The sequence below is a fragment of the Microbacterium sp. NPDC089696 genome (assembly GCF_044749125.1).
GTDB lineage: Bacteria > Actinomycetota > Actinomycetes > Actinomycetales > Microbacteriaceae > Microbacterium.
On sequence record NZ_JBIVHF010000004.1, the window covers coordinates 1 to 15,667 of the forward strand.

The 15,667-nt window shown below is 71.0% G+C and carries 14 protein-coding genes, 1 tRNA gene and 1 pseudogene; 5 read left to right on the forward strand and 11 right to left on the reverse strand.

All coding sequences use genetic code 11. From position 1 onward, the window contains the following. The 5 genes and pseudogenes from ACIPY8_RS17555 to ACIPY8_RS17575 all read right to left on the reverse strand — a co-directional run. Nucleotides 1-251, reverse strand: a pseudogene (locus ACIPY8_RS17555) (HNH endonuclease); the annotation flags it as partial. A gap of 61 nt (nucleotides 252-312) precedes the next feature. Next, nucleotides 313-2,607, reverse strand: a complete 2,295-nt coding sequence (locus ACIPY8_RS17560) for a ComEC/Rec2 family competence protein (RefSeq protein ID WP_400820977.1) — start codon at nucleotides 2,605-2,607, stop codon at nucleotides 313-315. Next, entirely contained in the window at nucleotides 2,604-3,197 is a 594-nt protein-coding gene (locus ACIPY8_RS17565) for a helix-hairpin-helix domain-containing protein (protein ID WP_400820979.1), read from the reverse strand. Before ACIPY8_RS17565 ends, ACIPY8_RS17560 begins: the two co-directional genes overlap by 4 nt. A gap of 128 nt (nucleotides 3,198-3,325) precedes the next feature. Beyond that, nucleotides 3,326-5,899, reverse strand: coding sequence for a leucine--tRNA ligase (gene leuS / locus ACIPY8_RS17570; RefSeq protein ID WP_400820982.1), 2,574 nt, complete (start codon nucleotides 5,897-5,899; stop codon nucleotides 3,326-3,328). A 33-nt stretch (nucleotides 5,900-5,932) separates the two neighbouring features. Next, the gene (locus ACIPY8_RS17575; protein WP_400820985.1) at nucleotides 5,933-7,246 is read right to left on the reverse strand and encodes an anthranilate synthase component I family protein; all 1,314 of its coding nucleotides are present in this window, start codon (nucleotides 7,244-7,246) and stop codon (nucleotides 5,933-5,935) included. A gap of 41 nt (nucleotides 7,247-7,287) precedes the next feature. Here ACIPY8_RS17575 and ACIPY8_RS17580 point away from each other — a divergent pair, with 41 nt between their 5' ends. Genes ACIPY8_RS17580 through ACIPY8_RS17590 form a run of 3 tightly spaced genes read left to right on the forward strand, consistent with a single transcriptional unit; the run spans nucleotide 7,288 to nucleotide 9,857 of the window. Next, nucleotides 7,288-7,965 (forward strand): DedA family protein, encoded by a 678-nt coding sequence (locus ACIPY8_RS17580; protein ID WP_400820988.1) that lies wholly within the window; start codon nucleotides 7,288-7,290, stop codon nucleotides 7,963-7,965. 4 nt (nucleotides 7,966-7,969) lie between these two features. Further along, complete coding sequence (locus ACIPY8_RS17585; protein WP_400820991.1) at nucleotides 7,970-8,995, forward strand: App1 family protein; 1,026 nt, start codon at nucleotides 7,970-7,972, stop codon at nucleotides 8,993-8,995. Nucleotide 8,996: 1 nt separating this feature from the next. Continuing rightward, the gene (locus tag ACIPY8_RS17590; protein WP_400820993.1) at nucleotides 8,997-9,857 is read left to right on the forward strand and encodes a 3-methyladenine DNA glycosylase; all 861 of its coding nucleotides are present in this window, start codon (nucleotides 8,997-8,999) and stop codon (nucleotides 9,855-9,857) included. A gap of 7 nt (nucleotides 9,858-9,864) precedes the next feature. Here the strand turns inward: ACIPY8_RS17590 and ACIPY8_RS17595 are convergent, their stop codons facing one another. From ACIPY8_RS17595 to ACIPY8_RS17615, 5 genes are read right to left on the reverse strand one after another with little or no spacing between them, the layout of a single operon-like run. Next, the gene (locus tag ACIPY8_RS17595) at nucleotides 9,865-11,049 is read right to left on the reverse strand and encodes a glycoside hydrolase family 3 N-terminal domain-containing protein (protein WP_400820996.1); all 1,185 of its coding nucleotides are present in this window, start codon (nucleotides 11,047-11,049) and stop codon (nucleotides 9,865-9,867) included. Between the two features lie 3 nt (nucleotides 11,050-11,052). Then, on the reverse strand, nucleotides 11,053-11,709 hold the full coding sequence (locus tag ACIPY8_RS17600) for an SDR family oxidoreductase (protein WP_400820998.1): 657 nt from the start codon (nucleotides 11,707-11,709) through the stop codon (nucleotides 11,053-11,055). 47 nt (nucleotides 11,710-11,756) lie between these two features. Continuing rightward, the gene (locus ACIPY8_RS17605) at nucleotides 11,757-12,287 is read right to left on the reverse strand and encodes a hypothetical protein (protein ID WP_400821000.1); all 531 of its coding nucleotides are present in this window, start codon (nucleotides 12,285-12,287) and stop codon (nucleotides 11,757-11,759) included. Next, entirely contained in the window at nucleotides 12,284-13,078 is a 795-nt protein-coding gene (locus ACIPY8_RS17610) for a hypothetical protein (RefSeq protein ID WP_400821002.1), read from the reverse strand. Before ACIPY8_RS17610 ends, ACIPY8_RS17605 begins: the two co-directional genes overlap by 4 nt. Nucleotides 13,079-13,120: 42 nt before the next feature. Continuing rightward, a complete protein-coding gene (locus tag ACIPY8_RS17615; protein ID WP_400821004.1) occupies nucleotides 13,121-14,185 on the reverse strand; it encodes a flavin-containing monooxygenase in 1,065 nt (354 codons plus the stop codon). A 135-nt stretch (nucleotides 14,186-14,320) separates the two neighbouring features. On the opposite strand from ACIPY8_RS17615, the gene ACIPY8_RS17620 reads away from it, so the two are divergent. Next, nucleotides 14,321-14,393, forward strand: a tRNA-Ala gene (locus ACIPY8_RS17620). Between the two features lie 90 nt (nucleotides 14,394-14,483). Further along, on the forward strand, nucleotides 14,484-14,885 hold the full coding sequence (locus ACIPY8_RS17625; protein WP_400821007.1) for a DUF2809 domain-containing protein: 402 nt from the start codon (nucleotides 14,484-14,486) through the stop codon (nucleotides 14,883-14,885). Between the two features lie 32 nt (nucleotides 14,886-14,917). Here the strand turns inward: ACIPY8_RS17625 and ACIPY8_RS17630 are convergent, their stop codons facing one another. Next, complete coding sequence (locus ACIPY8_RS17630; RefSeq protein WP_400821010.1) at nucleotides 14,918-15,667, reverse strand: hypothetical protein; 750 nt, start codon at nucleotides 15,665-15,667, stop codon at nucleotides 14,918-14,920.

A 15,667-nucleotide genomic window follows, 5' to 3' on the forward strand; every position in this document is an offset into this window, starting at 1 on the left:
ATCGCCGCCGGCGACCGGAAACCCTGCTCCTTCGCCAACCCGCCCGCACCCAACTCCGGCCGCGACTCCCGCGCGATACCCGCCGCGATCTCCGCGTGCACACCATCCAACCGGCGCTGCAACACCCCCACCGCGTCATGCGCCGCGACCAGCTGCGACCGCGACAACTCCGCCCCGTTCCCCGCATCACCCCACGCCACCTCAAGGCCGTGAACGGCCTCCAAGAGCGGGAGCAGATGCGAAGAACTCATACCCCCAGTCTAGAACAAACATTCGAAACTCAAACGGAATACCGATACGGAACGGGGGACCTCACGGCGGCCCGCGCTCGGTCCAGATCTCGAGCCGCCCGTCGCGGACACCCAATAGCACCCGCCCCTGCTGATCCGTGCGCAGGGCGTGGGTGCCCGCCCCCGCAAGCACCGCGAGAGTGTCGGCATGGGGATGCCCGTAGTCGTTGTCCGCGCCGACGCCGATCAGACCGACCGTCGCGCCGACCTGCGCGTACAGCGCAGGATCCTGATCGCCACTCCCATGATGCGAGACCTTCACGACCGGGTACACACCGTCGACCCGCCCCGAGCGCAGTAGCACGGCCTGAGCCTCGGCCGACAGGTCCCCGAGGAACAGGGATCGGGGAATGCCGCCGCCCTCGAACTCCACCACCACGCTGAGATCGTTGCCCGGTGCGAAGGCACGCTCTTCCCGAGCTGGCCAGAGCACGCGCCAGGAGGTTTCTCCGAGCGTGCCCCGCATTCCCGCCACCCCCTGCTCGATCCGCGCACCGGCCTCGGCGAACATCGCGAGCATCTCCTGATCGGCCTGCTCTCCCGTCGGTCCGTGCAGCACGACGTCGACGCGACCGCGCACCGCGTCGACACCGCCCACGTGGTCGAGATCGAAATGCGTGAGCACGAGCAGGTCGAGGCGGTGGACGCCGAGCGCACGCAGACACGCGTCGAGCGGCGCGGGGTCCGGTCCTGTGTCGATCAGGGCGGTCCGCTGCCCCGCACGCACGACCACCGCGTCGCCCTGCCCGATGTCGCACATCGCGATGACCCAGCTCGCAGGGGTCGTCATGGTCGACAGGGGGCCGGAGAGCACGATGTGCGCCGCCCCGAGCGCCATCACCACGGAGAGCACCGTCGCCGCCACGGCACGCAGGATCGGCTGACGCCGGGGTCCGCCGGCGAGCACGACCGCGACCGCCGCGCTCACCACGGCGACAAGCGCCGCCGTGAGCGCACCGGACGGCACGAGCACCTCGGCGAACGGCAGACCCGCCCCGACTTCTGCCGTGGCGGCGATCCACGCGGCGGGCAACCAGGCCGACGCCGCGAGAAGATCCGCGAGCGGTGGAACCGGGGCGGCGAGACAGGCGAGGAGACCGATCACCGTCACGATCGGGGCTGCCGGCGCGGCGAGCAGGTTGGCGGCCACTCCGATGAGGGACTGCTGCTCGGCGAAGAGCGCGATGATCGGCCCGCACGCGAGCTGCGCCGCGATCGGCACGGCGATCGCGAGCGCGAGCGGACCAGGCATCCAGCGGGTGAGACCTCGGGCGAGCGCCGGTGCGAGGAGGATGAGCGCACCGGAGGCGACGACCGAGAGCGCGAAACCCGGAGTGGCGGCGAGCCAGGGATCGACGAGGAGTATCCCGGTCGCGCTGAGCGCGAGCATCCCCGCGCCGACGCTCGGGCGCCCCAGGAGGATCGCGACCATCGCGACTCCCGCCATGACCGCCGCGCGGATCACGCTGGGCTCCGGCGTCACGAGCACCACGAAGCCCGCGAGCGCCAGCGCCGCGAGCACGACCCGGAGACCCCGGCCGGCTCCGCACAGCGCCGCGAGCCAGAACACGGCGCCGACGACGATGGCGCAGTTCGCCCCGCTGACGGCCGTCAGGTGACTCAGGCCGCTCGTGCGCATCGCGTCGTTCAGCTCGGGCGAGACGGCGCGCGTATCACCCACCGCGAGTCCCGGCAGCAGCGCCGCCCCGGGAGCAGGCAGCCGGAGCGAGCGCTCGACGAAGGCGAGCCGCAGCCCTGACGCGACGGCGAACACCCCCGACGCGGGGCGCTCGATCGACGCAGAGCTCGCGAACACCACCAGTGCCGCACGCTCACCCGCCTCCGTCGTCTCGGCCTCCCCCGTGACGCGCACGAACGCTCCGAGGTCGAAGCCGTCCCCGGGATCAATGCCGATCCGCGCGGGAGCGTTCAGGGGGTGCATCTCCCCCGGCGGGCCGATCCCCGTCAGCAGCACCTCGATCCACAGGCGCCCGTCCCTCCCGACCGATGCCGACGAGGTGATCTCGCCCGTCGCCTCGACGACTCGTCCGCCCCAGGAGGACGCGCTCTCGCGCCCCGGCCCTGCGACGGCAGCGGTGAGCGACACCGCCGCGCCCACCGCACAGACCACGAGCAGCACACCCCACACCGCCGCGCGATGACGCTGCCGGCGGCTCCCGAGCACGAATCCGCACACGACGGCGCCGAGCATCCCCGCGGCCACGCTCGCCACCCCCGCCCATGGCACGAACACGCAGATCACGGCGGCGGCCCAGGCGCCGCCGGCGATCGGCAGCAGGCGCAGGTCACGTCTCACACGCGCACCCCGTCGCGGATCCCCGCCAGCAGCTTCTCTCCGATGCCGGGCACGCCGAGCAGGTCGTCGACGGAGCGGAAGCGGCCGTTCTCCTCCCGCCAGTCGAGGATCCGCTGCGCCAGAGCCGGGCCGATGCGCGGAAGCGTCTCGAGCGCCGCCTGATCAGCGGTGTTGAGATCGATCAGTCCGTCGTCCGCCGCCGCGGCTCCCCCTGGGATCGCCGCTGCCGCTCCGAGCACCGGGACGACCACCTGCTCGCCGTCCGTCAGGACCCGTGCGAGGTTGACGGCCGCGAGGTCGGCGTCGTCCCTCGTCCCGCCGGCGGCCCCGACCGCGTCGACGAGACGCGCACCCGGCGACAGGACGTACAGTCCCGGCGCCTCGACCGCTCCGAGGACGTGGACGTACAGCTCGCCCGAGCTCTCGACCGTGGAGCCGGGCGTCGACAACGGGATCGACTCGGCGGGCGCCGCCTGTCCGCGCAGCAGCCCGAGCCCGACAGCGCCGGACAGGACGACGAGCGCCACGACGACGGCCGCGCCGATGCTCAGACGCAGGCGGCGCGGCGGCGGGGCGTTCTCCTCGGGCATCCCGCCACGCTAGGCGCGCGTGGAGACGACGCCGGGGTCAGAGACAGCGTGCTGGCGCCGGCGGTGCAGAAGCCTCGACGGCCGGTGACTGTGCAGGAGCAGTCCGCGACCGCTCCTGCACCTCTCGACTACTTGACGACGATGCTGACGATCTTCGGCGCCCGCACGACGACCTTGACGATCTCCCGGTCGCCGATCGACCGGATCACGCGCTCGTCCGCCCGGGCGAGCGCCTCGAGCTCCGCCTCGCCGATCCGCGCCGGCACCTCGAGCTGCGCCCGGACCTTGCCGCCGACCTGCACGACCGCGGTGACGGAGTCCTCGACGAGCAGCACGGGGTCGGCGGAGCGCCAGGTGACGAGTCCGACCGAGGGCTCATGGCCGAGCGTCTCCCACATCTCCTCCGCGGTGTGCGGAGCGATCAGGTCGAGCATGACCGCGACCGTCTCGATCGCTTCGCGCACGGCCGGGTCGCCCGCGCCGGCGGCGCCGTCGATCGTCTTGCGGGTGACGTTGACGAGCTCCATCAGACGTGCGACGAGCACGTTGAACTTCGTCTGCTCGACCAGGCCAGGGGCCTCGGCCAGGAGCTTGTGCGTGGCGCGGCGAAGCGCGGCGTCGCCGCCGTCGAACACCACGTCGACATCGCTCGTGACCTCGTGCGCGATGCGCATCGCCCGCGACAGGAACTTCTGGGCCCCGGTCGTCGAGACGTCGGCCCAGTCCTTGTCGTCCTCGACCGGGCCGGCGAAGGCCAGACCCACACGCAGCGCATCCGCGCCGTGCGCGTCGAGCTCCTCCTGGAACAGGACAAGGTTGCCCTTGCTCTTCGACATCTTCTGGCCGTCGAGCAGGACCATTCCCTGGTTGATCAGGTTCGAGAACGGCTCCGTGAAGTCGATCAGCCCCATGTCGAACAGGACCTTCGTGATGAAGCGCGCGTACAGCAGATGCAGGATCGCGTGCTCGACACCGCCGATGTACGAGTCGACCGGCGCCCAGCGCGCGGCCTCGGCCGGGTCGAACGCCACGGTGTCGCTGTTCGGCGAGAGGAAGCGCAGGAAGTACCAGGAGCTGTCGACGAACGTGTCCATCGTGTCGGGATCGCGCAGCACCGGCTCACCGGAGCCCGGGTCGACCGTGCGCACCCAACTCTCGGCGCCACCCAGCGGCGACGTGCCCTTCGGCTTCAGGTCGAGCCCCTCGACGCTCGGAAGCGTGACGGGCAGCTTGTCCTCCGCGACCGGGATGATCGATCCGTCCTCGGCGTGCAGCATCGGGATCGGCGTGCCCCAGAAGCGCTGACGCGAGATCAGCCAGTCGCGCAGACGGTAGTTCTTCGCGGCACGGCCCGTGCCGGACGCCTCGAGCTGCTCGATCGCCCGTGCGATCGCGTTGCGCTTCGAGAGTCCGTTCAGAGGCCCGGAGTTGATCATGCGGCCGTCGCCGGTGAGCGCGATCCCCGTGGAGGCCGGGTTCTGCTCGTCGAGCGCGGCGGCGGTGTCGATCGGCACGCCCTCCTCGTCGACCTCGATCACGGGCATCGCTCCGGTGATCGGTGCCGTCGTGTCGACGACCACCTTGACCGGCAGATCGAAGGCGCGGGCGAAGTCGAGGTCGCGCTGGTCGTGCGCGGGCACGGCCATGACAGCGCCGTGACCGTAGTCGGCCAGCACGTAGTCGGCGGCCCAGATCGGCAGCTTCTCGCCGTTGACCGGGTTGATCGCGTAGCGCTCCAGGAAGACGCCGGTCTTCGGGCGGTCGGTCGACTGGCGGTCGATGTCCGTGGTCTTCTGCACGTCGGCGAGGTACGCCGAGAAGCGCTCGCGCACGGCATCCGGCGCCTCGGCCGCGATCTCGGTCGCCAGGTCGCCGTCGGGCGCGACGACGAAGAACGTCGCTCCGTGCAGGGTGTCGGGGCGCGTCGAGAACACCGTGACCGGCTCGTCGCGTCCCTCGATGCGGAAGTCCACGTCGGCGCCGACCGAGCGGCCGATCCAGTTGCGCTGCATCTGCAGCACCTTGTGCGGCCAGCGTCCCTCGAGCTGGTTGAGGTCGTCGAGCAGGCGATCGGCGTAGTCCGTGATGCGGAAGTACCACTGCGTGAGCTTCTTCTTCACGACCTCGGCGCCGCAGCGGTCGCAGCGTCCGTCGACGACCTGCTCGTTCGCGAGCACCGTCTGGTCGTTGGGGCACCAGTTGACCGGGCTCTTCTTGCGATACGCCAGCCCGCGCTCGTGCAGCTTCAGGAACAGCCACTGGTTCCAGTGGTAGTACTCGGGGTCGGACGTGTGGAGCACACGGCTCCAGTCGAAGGAGACGCCGTACTGCTCGAAGCCCACCTTCTGCTGGGCGATGTTCTGGTACGTCCACTCGCGCGGGTCCGCGCCCTGGCGGATCGCCGCGTTCTCGGCGGGCAGACCGAACGAGTCCCATCCGATGGGGTTCAGGACGTTGTGGCCGCGGTGCCGCCAGAAGCGCGCGACGATATCCGAGTAGAGGTAGTTCTCCGCGTGCCCCATGTGCAGATCCCCCGAGGGGTACGGGAACATCGCGAGGACGTAGCGGCGCGGCCGCTTGTCGTCGCCGCCGCCCGTGAGGAACGTGCCGTTCTCCGCCCAGTACTTCTGCCACTTGGCCTGGATGGCGTGCGGCGAGGAGGTCTCCTCGTCGACGGGAGAGGTGGACAGGTTCTCAGACAACGAACGCACGACCAATCTGGAGGGAAAAGGGGATCAGTTCAGGATATCGGAAGCCCAGGCCACAGGCGTGTCCGCCCCCAGCGCCGCGAGGGGCGCGCGCGCCTTGGTCGCGACCTCGGCGACCTCGGATGCCGCGACCGAGCGCCAGGTGATGCCGCCCCCGGCGCCGACCACGGCCCCGTCGCCGTCCACGAGGATGCTGCGGATGACCATCGCGAGGTCGAGCTGCCCGTGGTCGCCGACGTAGCCGAAACAGCCGGCGTAGACCCCGCGGGCACCGTCCTCGAGCTCGTGGAGCCGCGTCATCGCGGAGAGCTTGGGCGCGCCGGTCATGCTGCCGGCGGGGAACGTCGCCGCGAACAGCGCACCGACGTCGATGCCCGGAGAGAGCGTGCCGCTGACCGTGCTGACGAGCTGGTGCACGGCCGGGTAGGTCTCGACCGCCCAGAGCGCGTCGACACGGATGGAGCCGGGCTCGCACACCCGCGAGAGGTCGTTGCGCATGAGGTCGACGATCATGACGTTCTCGGCGCGCTCCTTCTCGTCGACGGCGAGCTCGGCGGCGAGGGCGGCGTCCTGCTGGGGGTCGTCCCCGCGCGGACGGGTCCCTTTGATGGGGCGTGTACGGATCAGACCGGCCTCGGCGTGCAGGAACTGCTCGGGACTGGCGCTGAGCAGCGACCGGCCGCCGATGCGGAGGAAGCCGCCGTGATGAGCGGGCGTGGCCGTGCGGAGACGTCTGTACACGGCGACGGCGTCGTGGTCGCCCGGCACCGTGAACCTGGTCGTGAGGCACAGCTGATACGCGATACCCGCGCGGATGAGCCGGCGGCAGCGCTCGATGAGGTCCCGGTAGGCGACCGGCGTGTGACGGGCCTCCGCAGCCCGCGCCGCCGGAGCCGGGGGCACCGGGATCGATGGTCGCGCGGCGACGACCGCCTCCTCCCATGCCGCGAGGTCGTCGGCGGCGGCGAGCACCCAGGCGGAGCCGGTCGCATGCTCGACCGCGAGAAGGCGCGTGACCCGCATCCACGCCCCACCGGACGACCCGGTCTCGGCGACGGGCGCGCCGGCCGCGGAGGCGCCGCTCTCGTAGTCCTGCCAGCCGACCCAGCCTCCGCGGAACGGCGGTGTCGTCTCCGGGCCCTTCGCGTCGACGTCCCCGTCGAGGCGCACGTCCGCGGGGAAAGCCGCACGCTCCCCCGCGCCCACATAGCTCCACCCCTCGGTCGCCGCGGCTCCGGCATCCAGCCAGAACACCTCGGTCTCGGACCTCTCGATCGCGAGGAAGACCGCTTCGGGGTCGACGGCTCGGGCGAGGAGCCGGCTGTGGAGACGCTCGGACACGTTCTCAGCCTAGGGCGCGGGCTCTCCCGTAGTCTCGGAGGGTGGACGACCTCCTGCTGTGGCTGTTCGACGTGATCCAGTCGATCGACCCGGTGACGCGCACGCTCATCGCGGGGGTCGCGGTCATGCTCGAGACCAGCGTCCTGATCGGCCTGATCGTCCCCGGCGACACCGTGGTGATCATCGCCTCCATGGGTGTCGCGAGCCCCGTCGAGGGCATCGCCATGGTGCTGGCGGTCGTCGTCGGCGCGCTGATCGGCGAGAGCATCGGGTTCTGGCTCGGGCGCTGGCTCGGCCCGCACATCCGTCACTCCTGGGTGGGTCGCCGCGTGGGCGAGACCAACTGGGTCCGCGCGGAGAACTATCTGGCCCGGCGCGGGGGCATCGCGATCTTCCTCTCCCGCTTCCTCCCCGTGCTGCACTCCCTCGTCCCGCTGACCGTGGGCATGAGCCACTACTCGTATCGCCGCTTCCTCGCCTGGACCGCTCCCGCGTGCCTGCTCTGGGCGGCCGCCTACGTGAGCATCACGTCTCTCGCCGCGGGCAGCTTCCGCGAGCTCGTCGACAGGGTGCACTACGCCGGCTACATCTTCGTCGGCGTCATCGCGGCGTTCCTCCTGCTCGTCTTCCTGGGCAAGAAGCTCCTCACCCGCATGGAGTCCCGGCATATCGACGCCCCCGACGCGGACGCGCAGAGCAGTGCGGACGTGAAAGACTGAAGCAATGGCTTCCGCACCCCCGGCGCCCCGGATCCACTGGTTCGCGCGCCTCGAGCACCGCTTCCACGTGTGGCGGGAGGGCCGAGCGCGCCGTCACGGGCGCAGCGCCACGATCCTGCCCTTCCCCGGATACGGCGGTCCCGGTTGGGTGCGGGTCGTCGGCCGTGTCCTGATCGTGCCTCCGCAGCGCAGCACGAAGGACGGCGAGCCCGCCAGCGTGCGCGGCTGGCGCAGCTTCGTCGGCATCCCGGTGAGCTTCGCGAAGGTCACGGTGCGGATCGGGGATTCGGTGCACCACGTGGTCGCGGATCGGGGCGGCGTCGTGGACGCGGTCGTCGACGCCGAGCTCGAGTCCGGGTGGCAGACGTTCACCTTCTCCGTGGAGGGCCAGGACCCCGTCGAGGCGACGGCGTTCATCGTGGCGGAGGACACGCGCTTCGGCGTCCTCTCGGACGTCGACGACACCGTGATGGTCACGGCCCTCCCCCGTCCGTTCATCGCGGCGTGGAACTCCTTCGTGGTCGACGAGCACGCACGACTGCCCGTGCCCGGGATGGCCGTCCTGCTCGACCAGCTGCTGCGTCAGCATCCCGGCGCCCCGATGGTCTACCTCTCCACGGGCGCGTGGAACGTGGCTCCGACACTGCGACGGTTCCTCGGACGGCATCTCTTCCCCGCGGGGTCCATGCTCCTGACCGACTGGGGCCCGACCCACGATCGCTGGTTCCGCAGCGGCCGCGAGCACAAGCTCACGAACCTGCGCCGCCTGGCGGCCGAGTTCCCGCACGTGAAGTGGCTCCTGATCGGCGACGACGGACAGCACGACGAGGCGATCTACTCCGAGTTCATGGAGGAGCACCCCGACTCCGTCGCCGGCGTGGCGATCCGCCGCCTGCTCCCCGCGGAGGCCGTGCTCGCGGGTGGTCGGGCCGGACGTGAGCCGCACTCCGTCGACGTCGCCCCCTGGGTGAGCGCGGAGGACGGCGCCGGGCTTCGCGACCTGCTCGGCGAAGCCGGCATCCTCGACTGACATGTCCCTCTCGCGCACCGAATGGCAGGAGCGGGAGCGGGCTCACCACGACCGGGCGGACGCGCTCACCGCGGAGCACCGCGACCGCGCGAGCCGCGGCGAGAAGCATCCGGTCTGGGACTTCCTGTTCACCTACTACTCCTACAAGCCGGCCCAGCTGCGGCGTTGGCACCCGGGCGCGGGTGTCGAGCTGGAGGATGCGGTCGAGCGACGCGCCTGGCGGTGGTACGCCCCCGGCGAGAGCGCGGACGGCGCCGTGCCCGACGCGCGAGCCTTCGCACAGGAGAAGACCGAGCTCGCGGATCTCATCGAGCGGATGCTGCGACGCACCGCCTCCCGGCCCGGACAGTTCGGCTGCTTCGGCCTGCACGAATGGGCCATGGTGTACCGGGCCGAGGAGCATCGGCATCCCGTTCCGCTGCGCCTCGGCCAGGAGGGCACCGATCGTGTCGTCGAGGGTCACGAGCTGCGCTGCACGCATTTCGACGCGTTCCGCTTCTTCACTCCCGAGGCCGTGCCGCGCAACCGCACCGCGTTGACTCGCGACGACCAGCCGCTGTTCGAGCAGCCGGGATGTCTGCACGCGGGCATGGACCTGTACAAGTGGGCGCTGAAGCTCGGCCCGCTCATCCCGGGTGAGCTTCTGCTCGACGCGTTCGAGCTGGCCCGCGACATCCGGCTGCTCGACATGCAGGCCGCGCCCTACGACCTCGCCGCCTGGGAGGTCGTCCCGGTCGCGATCGAGACGCCGGAGGGGAAAGCCGAGTACGTGCGCCGGCAGCGGCTGTTCGCGGATCGGGGCGCCGTGCTCCGGGCCCGACTGCTCGAGGCCTGGCTCGGGGCGTCGACCGCGGCGGCCTGATCCGCGCTCAGGTCGCCGGCTCGCAGTCCGCGCACACGGACCACTGCGCGGGTGCCGCCGCGTTCTGGAGTCGCAGGGTCATCACGCGCGTCGCCGCGTCCGCCAGCCGATCGGCCGGGAGCGCGCCCGCCTCGACCGCGGCCGTGATGCCCGCGACCATGTCGCCCGCTGTGTCGGGGGTCGAGCCCGCGACCATCAGGAGCAGGTCGCTGCCGGCGGCCAGGGCGGCCACGGCGTTCGCCACCGGATCGGCGTACTCCGGGATGCCCGAGGACTGGAGCATCCCCAGGTCGTCGGTCACGATGACCCCGTCGAACCCCAGTTCATCGCGCGCGATCGCGTGCCAGGCCGGCGAGAGCGATGCCGGCGCGGGGTCCACCGCGGTGTACGCGAGATGGCCGAACATGAGCAGCGACGCCCCGGCGTCGATGCCGGCGATGAAGGGGACCGCATCGCTCGCACGCCACTCGTCGAGCGTCTCGTCGGTCGTCGGGATCGCGTGATGGGAGTCCCCCGGTGCCGCGCCGTGCCCCGGAAAATGCTTCAGAGTCGATGCGAGCACCGGTTCCTGAGCTGTCGTGGCCGCCACGACCCGCTCGGCGGAAGACGCGGGATCCGCCCCCAGGGCACGTCCGAAGATGAACGAGTCGGGATCCGCCGGAACGTCGGCGACCGTGCCGAAGTTCACGTCGATCCCGGAGCGCACCACGAGCGCGGCACGCGCCGAGAACGCCGCCGAGGTCGCGGCGGCAGGCAGGGACTTGAGCGTCGTGGACGCCGGGTACTCGTCGCTTCCGAGGCGCGAGACGATCCCGCCCTCCTGGTCGATCGCGACGAGGGGCGGGAGCGCCGGATCGATCGTGAGCGCGGCGGTGAGAGCGACGAGCTGCGACTCGTCCTCGGGGACGTTCGCCCCCATGAGCAGGAAGCCGCCCAGTCCCTGCTGCATGTAGGCGCCGAGCTCCGTCACGTCCGTGGTCGGGATGTGACCCATCACGACCGACGCGGCCTGCTGCTCGGTCGACATGTCGGCGACCAGTGCGGCGGCGTGCGCTCCCGCGGAGCCTGCGTCCGAGGCCGGCGAAGGCGCCGGGGCAGCGGATGCGCCACCCCCGGCAGCCGCTCCGATCAGCAGCACCCCGACACCGACGACGGCCGCCGTCAGGAGCGCTCCGACCCGGCCTGCGCGCATGGCTCAGGCGTCGAGTGCGTCGGCGATCGGCGTCGACGTCTCGGCGGTGCCGTTCCCGAAACGGATCGTCCGCCCGTACGTGGACGGGTTTCCGAGGGTCTCGGCGATCACGTGGGCCACGTCGGCGCGCGACACCTCGCCGCGCCCCTCGGGGTCGACGAGGATGCGCCCTGTGGGCTCGTCGAAGGTGAGCGTGCCCGGACCGAGGATCGTGCCGTCGAGGTCGGTCGAGCGGAGATGCTCGTCGGCCGCCCACTTCGCGTCGGCGTAGGGGAAGAACGAATCGCCCTCGGGCACGCCGTGGTCGGCGGTGGACCCGAGCCACGACACCATGACGTAGCGGCGCACCCCGGCATCCGCCGCGGCGTCCATGCTGCGGATCGCGGCATCGCGATCGACCGCGTAGGTGCGCTCGGGCGAGCCTCCGCCGGCACCGGCCGACCAGACGACGGCGTCGTGGCCTTCGATGATCTCTGCCAGGCCGGGCGTGTCGAGGTTCTCGATGTCGGCGACCAGCGCATGGGCGCCGGTCTGTTCGACCTCGGCGACGTGATCGGGGTTGCGGATGACCGCGGTCACCTCGTCGCCGCGGGCGACGAGAAGCGGGGCGAGCAGCAGGGCGATGCGGCCGTGGCCGCCGAAGACGATGATGCGCGACATGCCTTCACCCTACGCGCGATCGCCGACTCGGGCACCGGGGGGACGACTCAGCGCGGCCCCTGCGAGCTGTCGATCACGAACGCCTGCGGGTGCCCGGGGAGATAGCGCACGACGACCTGCTCGCCGGAGATGTACGCGTCCCTGTCCGGATACACGGCCGGGGTGAAGAAGTTGCTCTCGATCGTGTACTCGACGCCGTCGGCGGTCGTGAACGTGATCCAGTCGCCGTCCTTCGTGCCGGTCGTCGGCTGGCCGTTCTCGTAGATGTACGCACGGGTGAGCGGCACCCCGGTCAAGCTGAGGATGCCGATCACGAGGTTCGCGAGCATGACGAACGCCAGCACGCGGAAGACGATGCGGAGGATGCGACCGCCGACCTCCCCGCGCGGAGCGGCCTCGGCGACGGCGAGCCCCTCCCGCTCGCGGACGCTCCGCAGCGAAGTCGTCCTCCGCACCACCCCGCCGCTCGTCGACATCGCGAAGAGACCGAGGATCGAGAACCCCGCGATGAACACCATCGCGTAGCCGTGCGCCGCCGGGAAGTTCAGCAGCCAGAAGAACGTGTCCAGGGGGTTCATCGACCGGGCTCCTTCTCGATCGTCACGGCCACGGTGTGGGGATCCTCCCGCCGGTAGAACGCCCAGATCGGCGAGCCGACCTGGAAGCGCGAGATCGCGTCGGGATACGCGAACACCGCCGTCTCCGCCTCCCAGGTCGCCGCGCCCTCCGGGGCCATGAGCACTTTCAGCGTCAGCTCGCTCTGCCCTTCGAGGCGGCGACCCGTGGGGCGCACCTCGAGCACGGACGCAGGGACCTGGATGCCGGTGGTCCGCGCGCGCACCCGGCTGGGGTCAATGAGGCCCTTCTCGATGCGCCACTGCAGCATCGCCTCCCGGACCTCGGGCCGGTCGAAGTCGGCGAGCTCGACCGTGTCCGGATCGGTCGGGCTGTAGCGCACGGGGATCGGGCTGCCGATCTGCAGCATCGCGAGGTCGGTGGGCGGGATGAGGCCCCGCAGCTGACCGATGAAGTCGCCGCCGATGCGCGGCGTCACGCGGATGAACAGGTCGTACTGCGGAACGTCGTTGATCGACATGCCGGTGGGCGCGAGCTCGACGATCCGTCCCACGCCGATCTGCGTCTCCCCCGCGATCTTCTTGGAGCGGATGCCGAGCCCGGTGAAGGTCATGCCGAACGTGAGGATGATGCCCCAGGCGACGCCGATGAGGATCGGTGCGATCAGCGTGTCCTCCCCCGCGAACGGCAGGATCGAGGTGCGCTGATCGACGCCGAACAGACCCTCCCCCGTCCAGATTACGAGCCAGGCGGTGAGGAGCAGCCAGATCACCCAGAGCACGATGCGGAACATGCGCTCAGCGTAGCGATGTCCGATGGCCGGGAGGGAAACGCGTCAGGCGCCGGTCAGTGCGGCGGCCGCGAGGGCGCGTCTGACCCCGGTCGCCGCCGAGCGCCCTGCACGGTTCGCGCCGATCGTGCTGGCCGACGGCCCGTAGCCGACGAGCTGGATGCGCGGATCCGCGACGGCGGTCGTACCGCGCCCACCGCGGTCGAGCTGGATTCCGCCCGCGGCGCTGCGCAGGTGCAGCGGCGCCAGGTGGCCGATCGCGGGACGGAATCCGGTGGCCCAGAGGATCGCGTCGACGCGTTCGAACGAGCCGTCGGCCCAGCGCACGCCGTCGGGTTCGATGCGCGCGAACATGGGGCGGCGGTCGGCGTACGCTCCGAGGCGCTCGGCTTCGCGCTCCTGCTCGCGGAGCATGAGCCCTGTCACGCTCACGACGCTCTGCGGCGGCAGCCCGCGCGCGACGCGCTGCTCGACGAGCGCGACCGCCGCGGCGCCCGCCTCGGGAGTGAAGTCGTCGGTGCGCCAGACGGGCTCCGCACGCGTGACCCACAGCGTGCCGGTGATCGGCGCGAGGGCTCCGAGGAACTGCACCGCGGATGCCCCACCGCCGACCACGAGCACGCGCTCACCGCGGAAGTGCTCGGGACCGGGGTACTCGACCGTGTGGAACTGCTCGCCGAGGAAGGTCTCCATGCCCGGATAGTGCGGCAGGAACGGATGCGTCCACGTTCCGGTCGCGTTCACGAGCGTGCGTGTGCGCCATTCACGGTCGCCCGCACGCACCACGAGGATGCCGTCCTCATCGTCCACGCGGTCGACGTGCACCGGGCGGACGATCGGGAGGTCGTGCGCTTCCTCGTAGGCGGCGAATGTCCGCGGCACCGCGATGTTCGCGCGTTCGTCGTCGCGCGGCGGTCGCACGTCGTCCGGGAGCTCGGCGACGCCGTGCACGTCCCGCATGGTCAGTGCATCCCACCGGTGCTGCCAGGCGCCGCCCGGGGCGGCATCCGCATCGAGCACGACATGCCGGATGCCGAGCCGGCTCAGATGGTACGACGTCGAGAGTCCGGCTTGCCCCGCGCCGATCACGACGCTGTCGAGGATGCTCACGCTTCTCCACAACGTCGTGAAGGCCGACGTTGTTCCGCCGAGAGCGACGCGCCCGGACGGCATCCGTCGATTGGTGCTGCGCGTGATCCGTGTAGTACGCTGACTGAGTTGCTCCGAGAGATCGGAAGCAGTTCTGGGCCTGTGGCGCAGCTGGTAGCGCACCTGCATGGCATGCAGGGGGTCAGGGGTTCGAGTCCCCTCAGGTCCACCGATGAAATCCCGCGAGAGATCGCGGGATTTCTTGTTCCCGCTTCGGACGTGCACGCGGAGAGCTGACGCCCCCTCCTAGGCTGAGGGGATGCCGTCGAAGACCCGAGCGCGCCGAGTCCGCCTCCTCGCCGTCGCGGGCGGCGTCATCGCCGCCGGTCTGATGACGCACCTTCTCGGCCGCGGGGCTCTCGCCGACCTGGCCGGCGATGCCCTCTACGCCGTCATGGTGTACCTCCTGCTCGCGTTCGTGCGCCCCCGAGCATCCGCCCTGCTGCTGGGCACGTGCGCGCTGGCCCTGTGCACGATGATCGAGCTCTTCCAGCTGACCGGCCTCCCTGCGGCGTGGGCCGCCGAGTTCTGGCCCGTTCGACTCGTCCTCGGCGCGGGCTTCGACCCCCTCGACCTCGTCGCGTACGCGGTCGGCGCGTCGATCGCGACGATCGGCGATCTGATCCTCAGACGGCGTCGGGACCGCGATCCGCAGGGCTGAGCCGGCTCACGCGGACACGACGCGCGTCCTCGTCACAGTCGCTCGATCCAGTCGAGGAGAATCGCCCCCACGGACGCATCCACCGCACTCAGCTCGACGGCGAGATCCTCGAGGGACGCGAGATGCCACAGCGGGATGCTCGCTTCTTGAGCGCACCACCCGGCGATGGCATCGACGTCGTTCAACGCCCAGATCGCGTCGTGTCTGACATCACCGGTGAGCGCGCGTCTCGGGAACACTCCGGGCGCCATGTCTGCGCGCAGCCCCAGCCAGACATAGCGCAGGGTATCCCGTCCCACGGCGTCGTCCGCGAGCCAGCAGGACGCCGCGTAGCAGATGAGTTGATTCGAGTATCCTCGGTGCTCCGGGATGTCAGCCGGGCATCGGATGTAGTTGACCGCGCCTCTGCCCTTCACCTCCACCGCGACGACCAGTTCATGACGATCGCCGCCGTACGGGATCCGCGTGATCAGGAAGTCCGGCTCCCTTCGCGTGAGGCGTGCGGTGTGGGCGTCGACACGGCGGTTCTCGACGATCCAGTAGCCGTCGAGCAGGTGATAGTCGTATCCCTCGTCCCTGGCGCCGAGGCCCGCCGCCGCCATCATGAAGTCGATGACGCATTCCCCTGGCCGTCCGACGAGCGCGCCCAGCAGTGCGGAGATGTCCGGCTCGATGCTGCGCCCCGTGAGCAGTCGCGCCAGCCGAGCCGAGCTCCATCGCGACACGTCGCCGGGGAAGAACACCCGGCTGTCGCCGAAGTCCGGCTCGGAGAGTGCGCGCAC

Excerpts from the sequence above, each read along its gene's own strand:
- ACIPY8_RS17565 (WP_400820979.1), bottom strand. The coding sequence starts at position 3,197 with ATGCCCGAGGAGAACGCCCCGCCGCCGCGCCGCCTGCGTCTGAGCATC.
- ACIPY8_RS17585 (WP_400820991.1), top strand. The coding sequence starts at position 7,970 with ATGGCTTCCGCACCCCCGGCGCCCCGGATCCACTGGTTCGCGCGCCTC.
- ACIPY8_RS17590 (WP_400820993.1), top strand. The coding sequence starts at position 8,997 with ATGTCCCTCTCGCGCACCGAATGGCAGGAGCGGGAGCGGGCTCACCAC.
- ACIPY8_RS17595 (WP_400820996.1), bottom strand. The coding sequence starts at position 11,049 with ATGCGCGCAGGCCGGGTCGGAGCGCTCCTGACGGCGGCCGTCGTCGGT.
- ACIPY8_RS17600 (WP_400820998.1), bottom strand. The coding sequence starts at position 11,709 with ATGTCGCGCATCATCGTCTTCGGCGGCCACGGCCGCATCGCCCTGCTG.
- ACIPY8_RS17605 (WP_400821000.1), bottom strand. The coding sequence starts at position 12,287 with ATGAACCCCCTGGACACGTTCTTCTGGCTGCTGAACTTCCCGGCGGCG.
- ACIPY8_RS17610 (WP_400821002.1), bottom strand. The coding sequence starts at position 13,078 with ATGTTCCGCATCGTGCTCTGGGTGATCTGGCTGCTCCTCACCGCCTGG.
- ACIPY8_RS17625 (WP_400821007.1), top strand. The coding sequence starts at position 14,484 with ATGCCGTCGAAGACCCGAGCGCGCCGAGTCCGCCTCCTCGCCGTCGCG.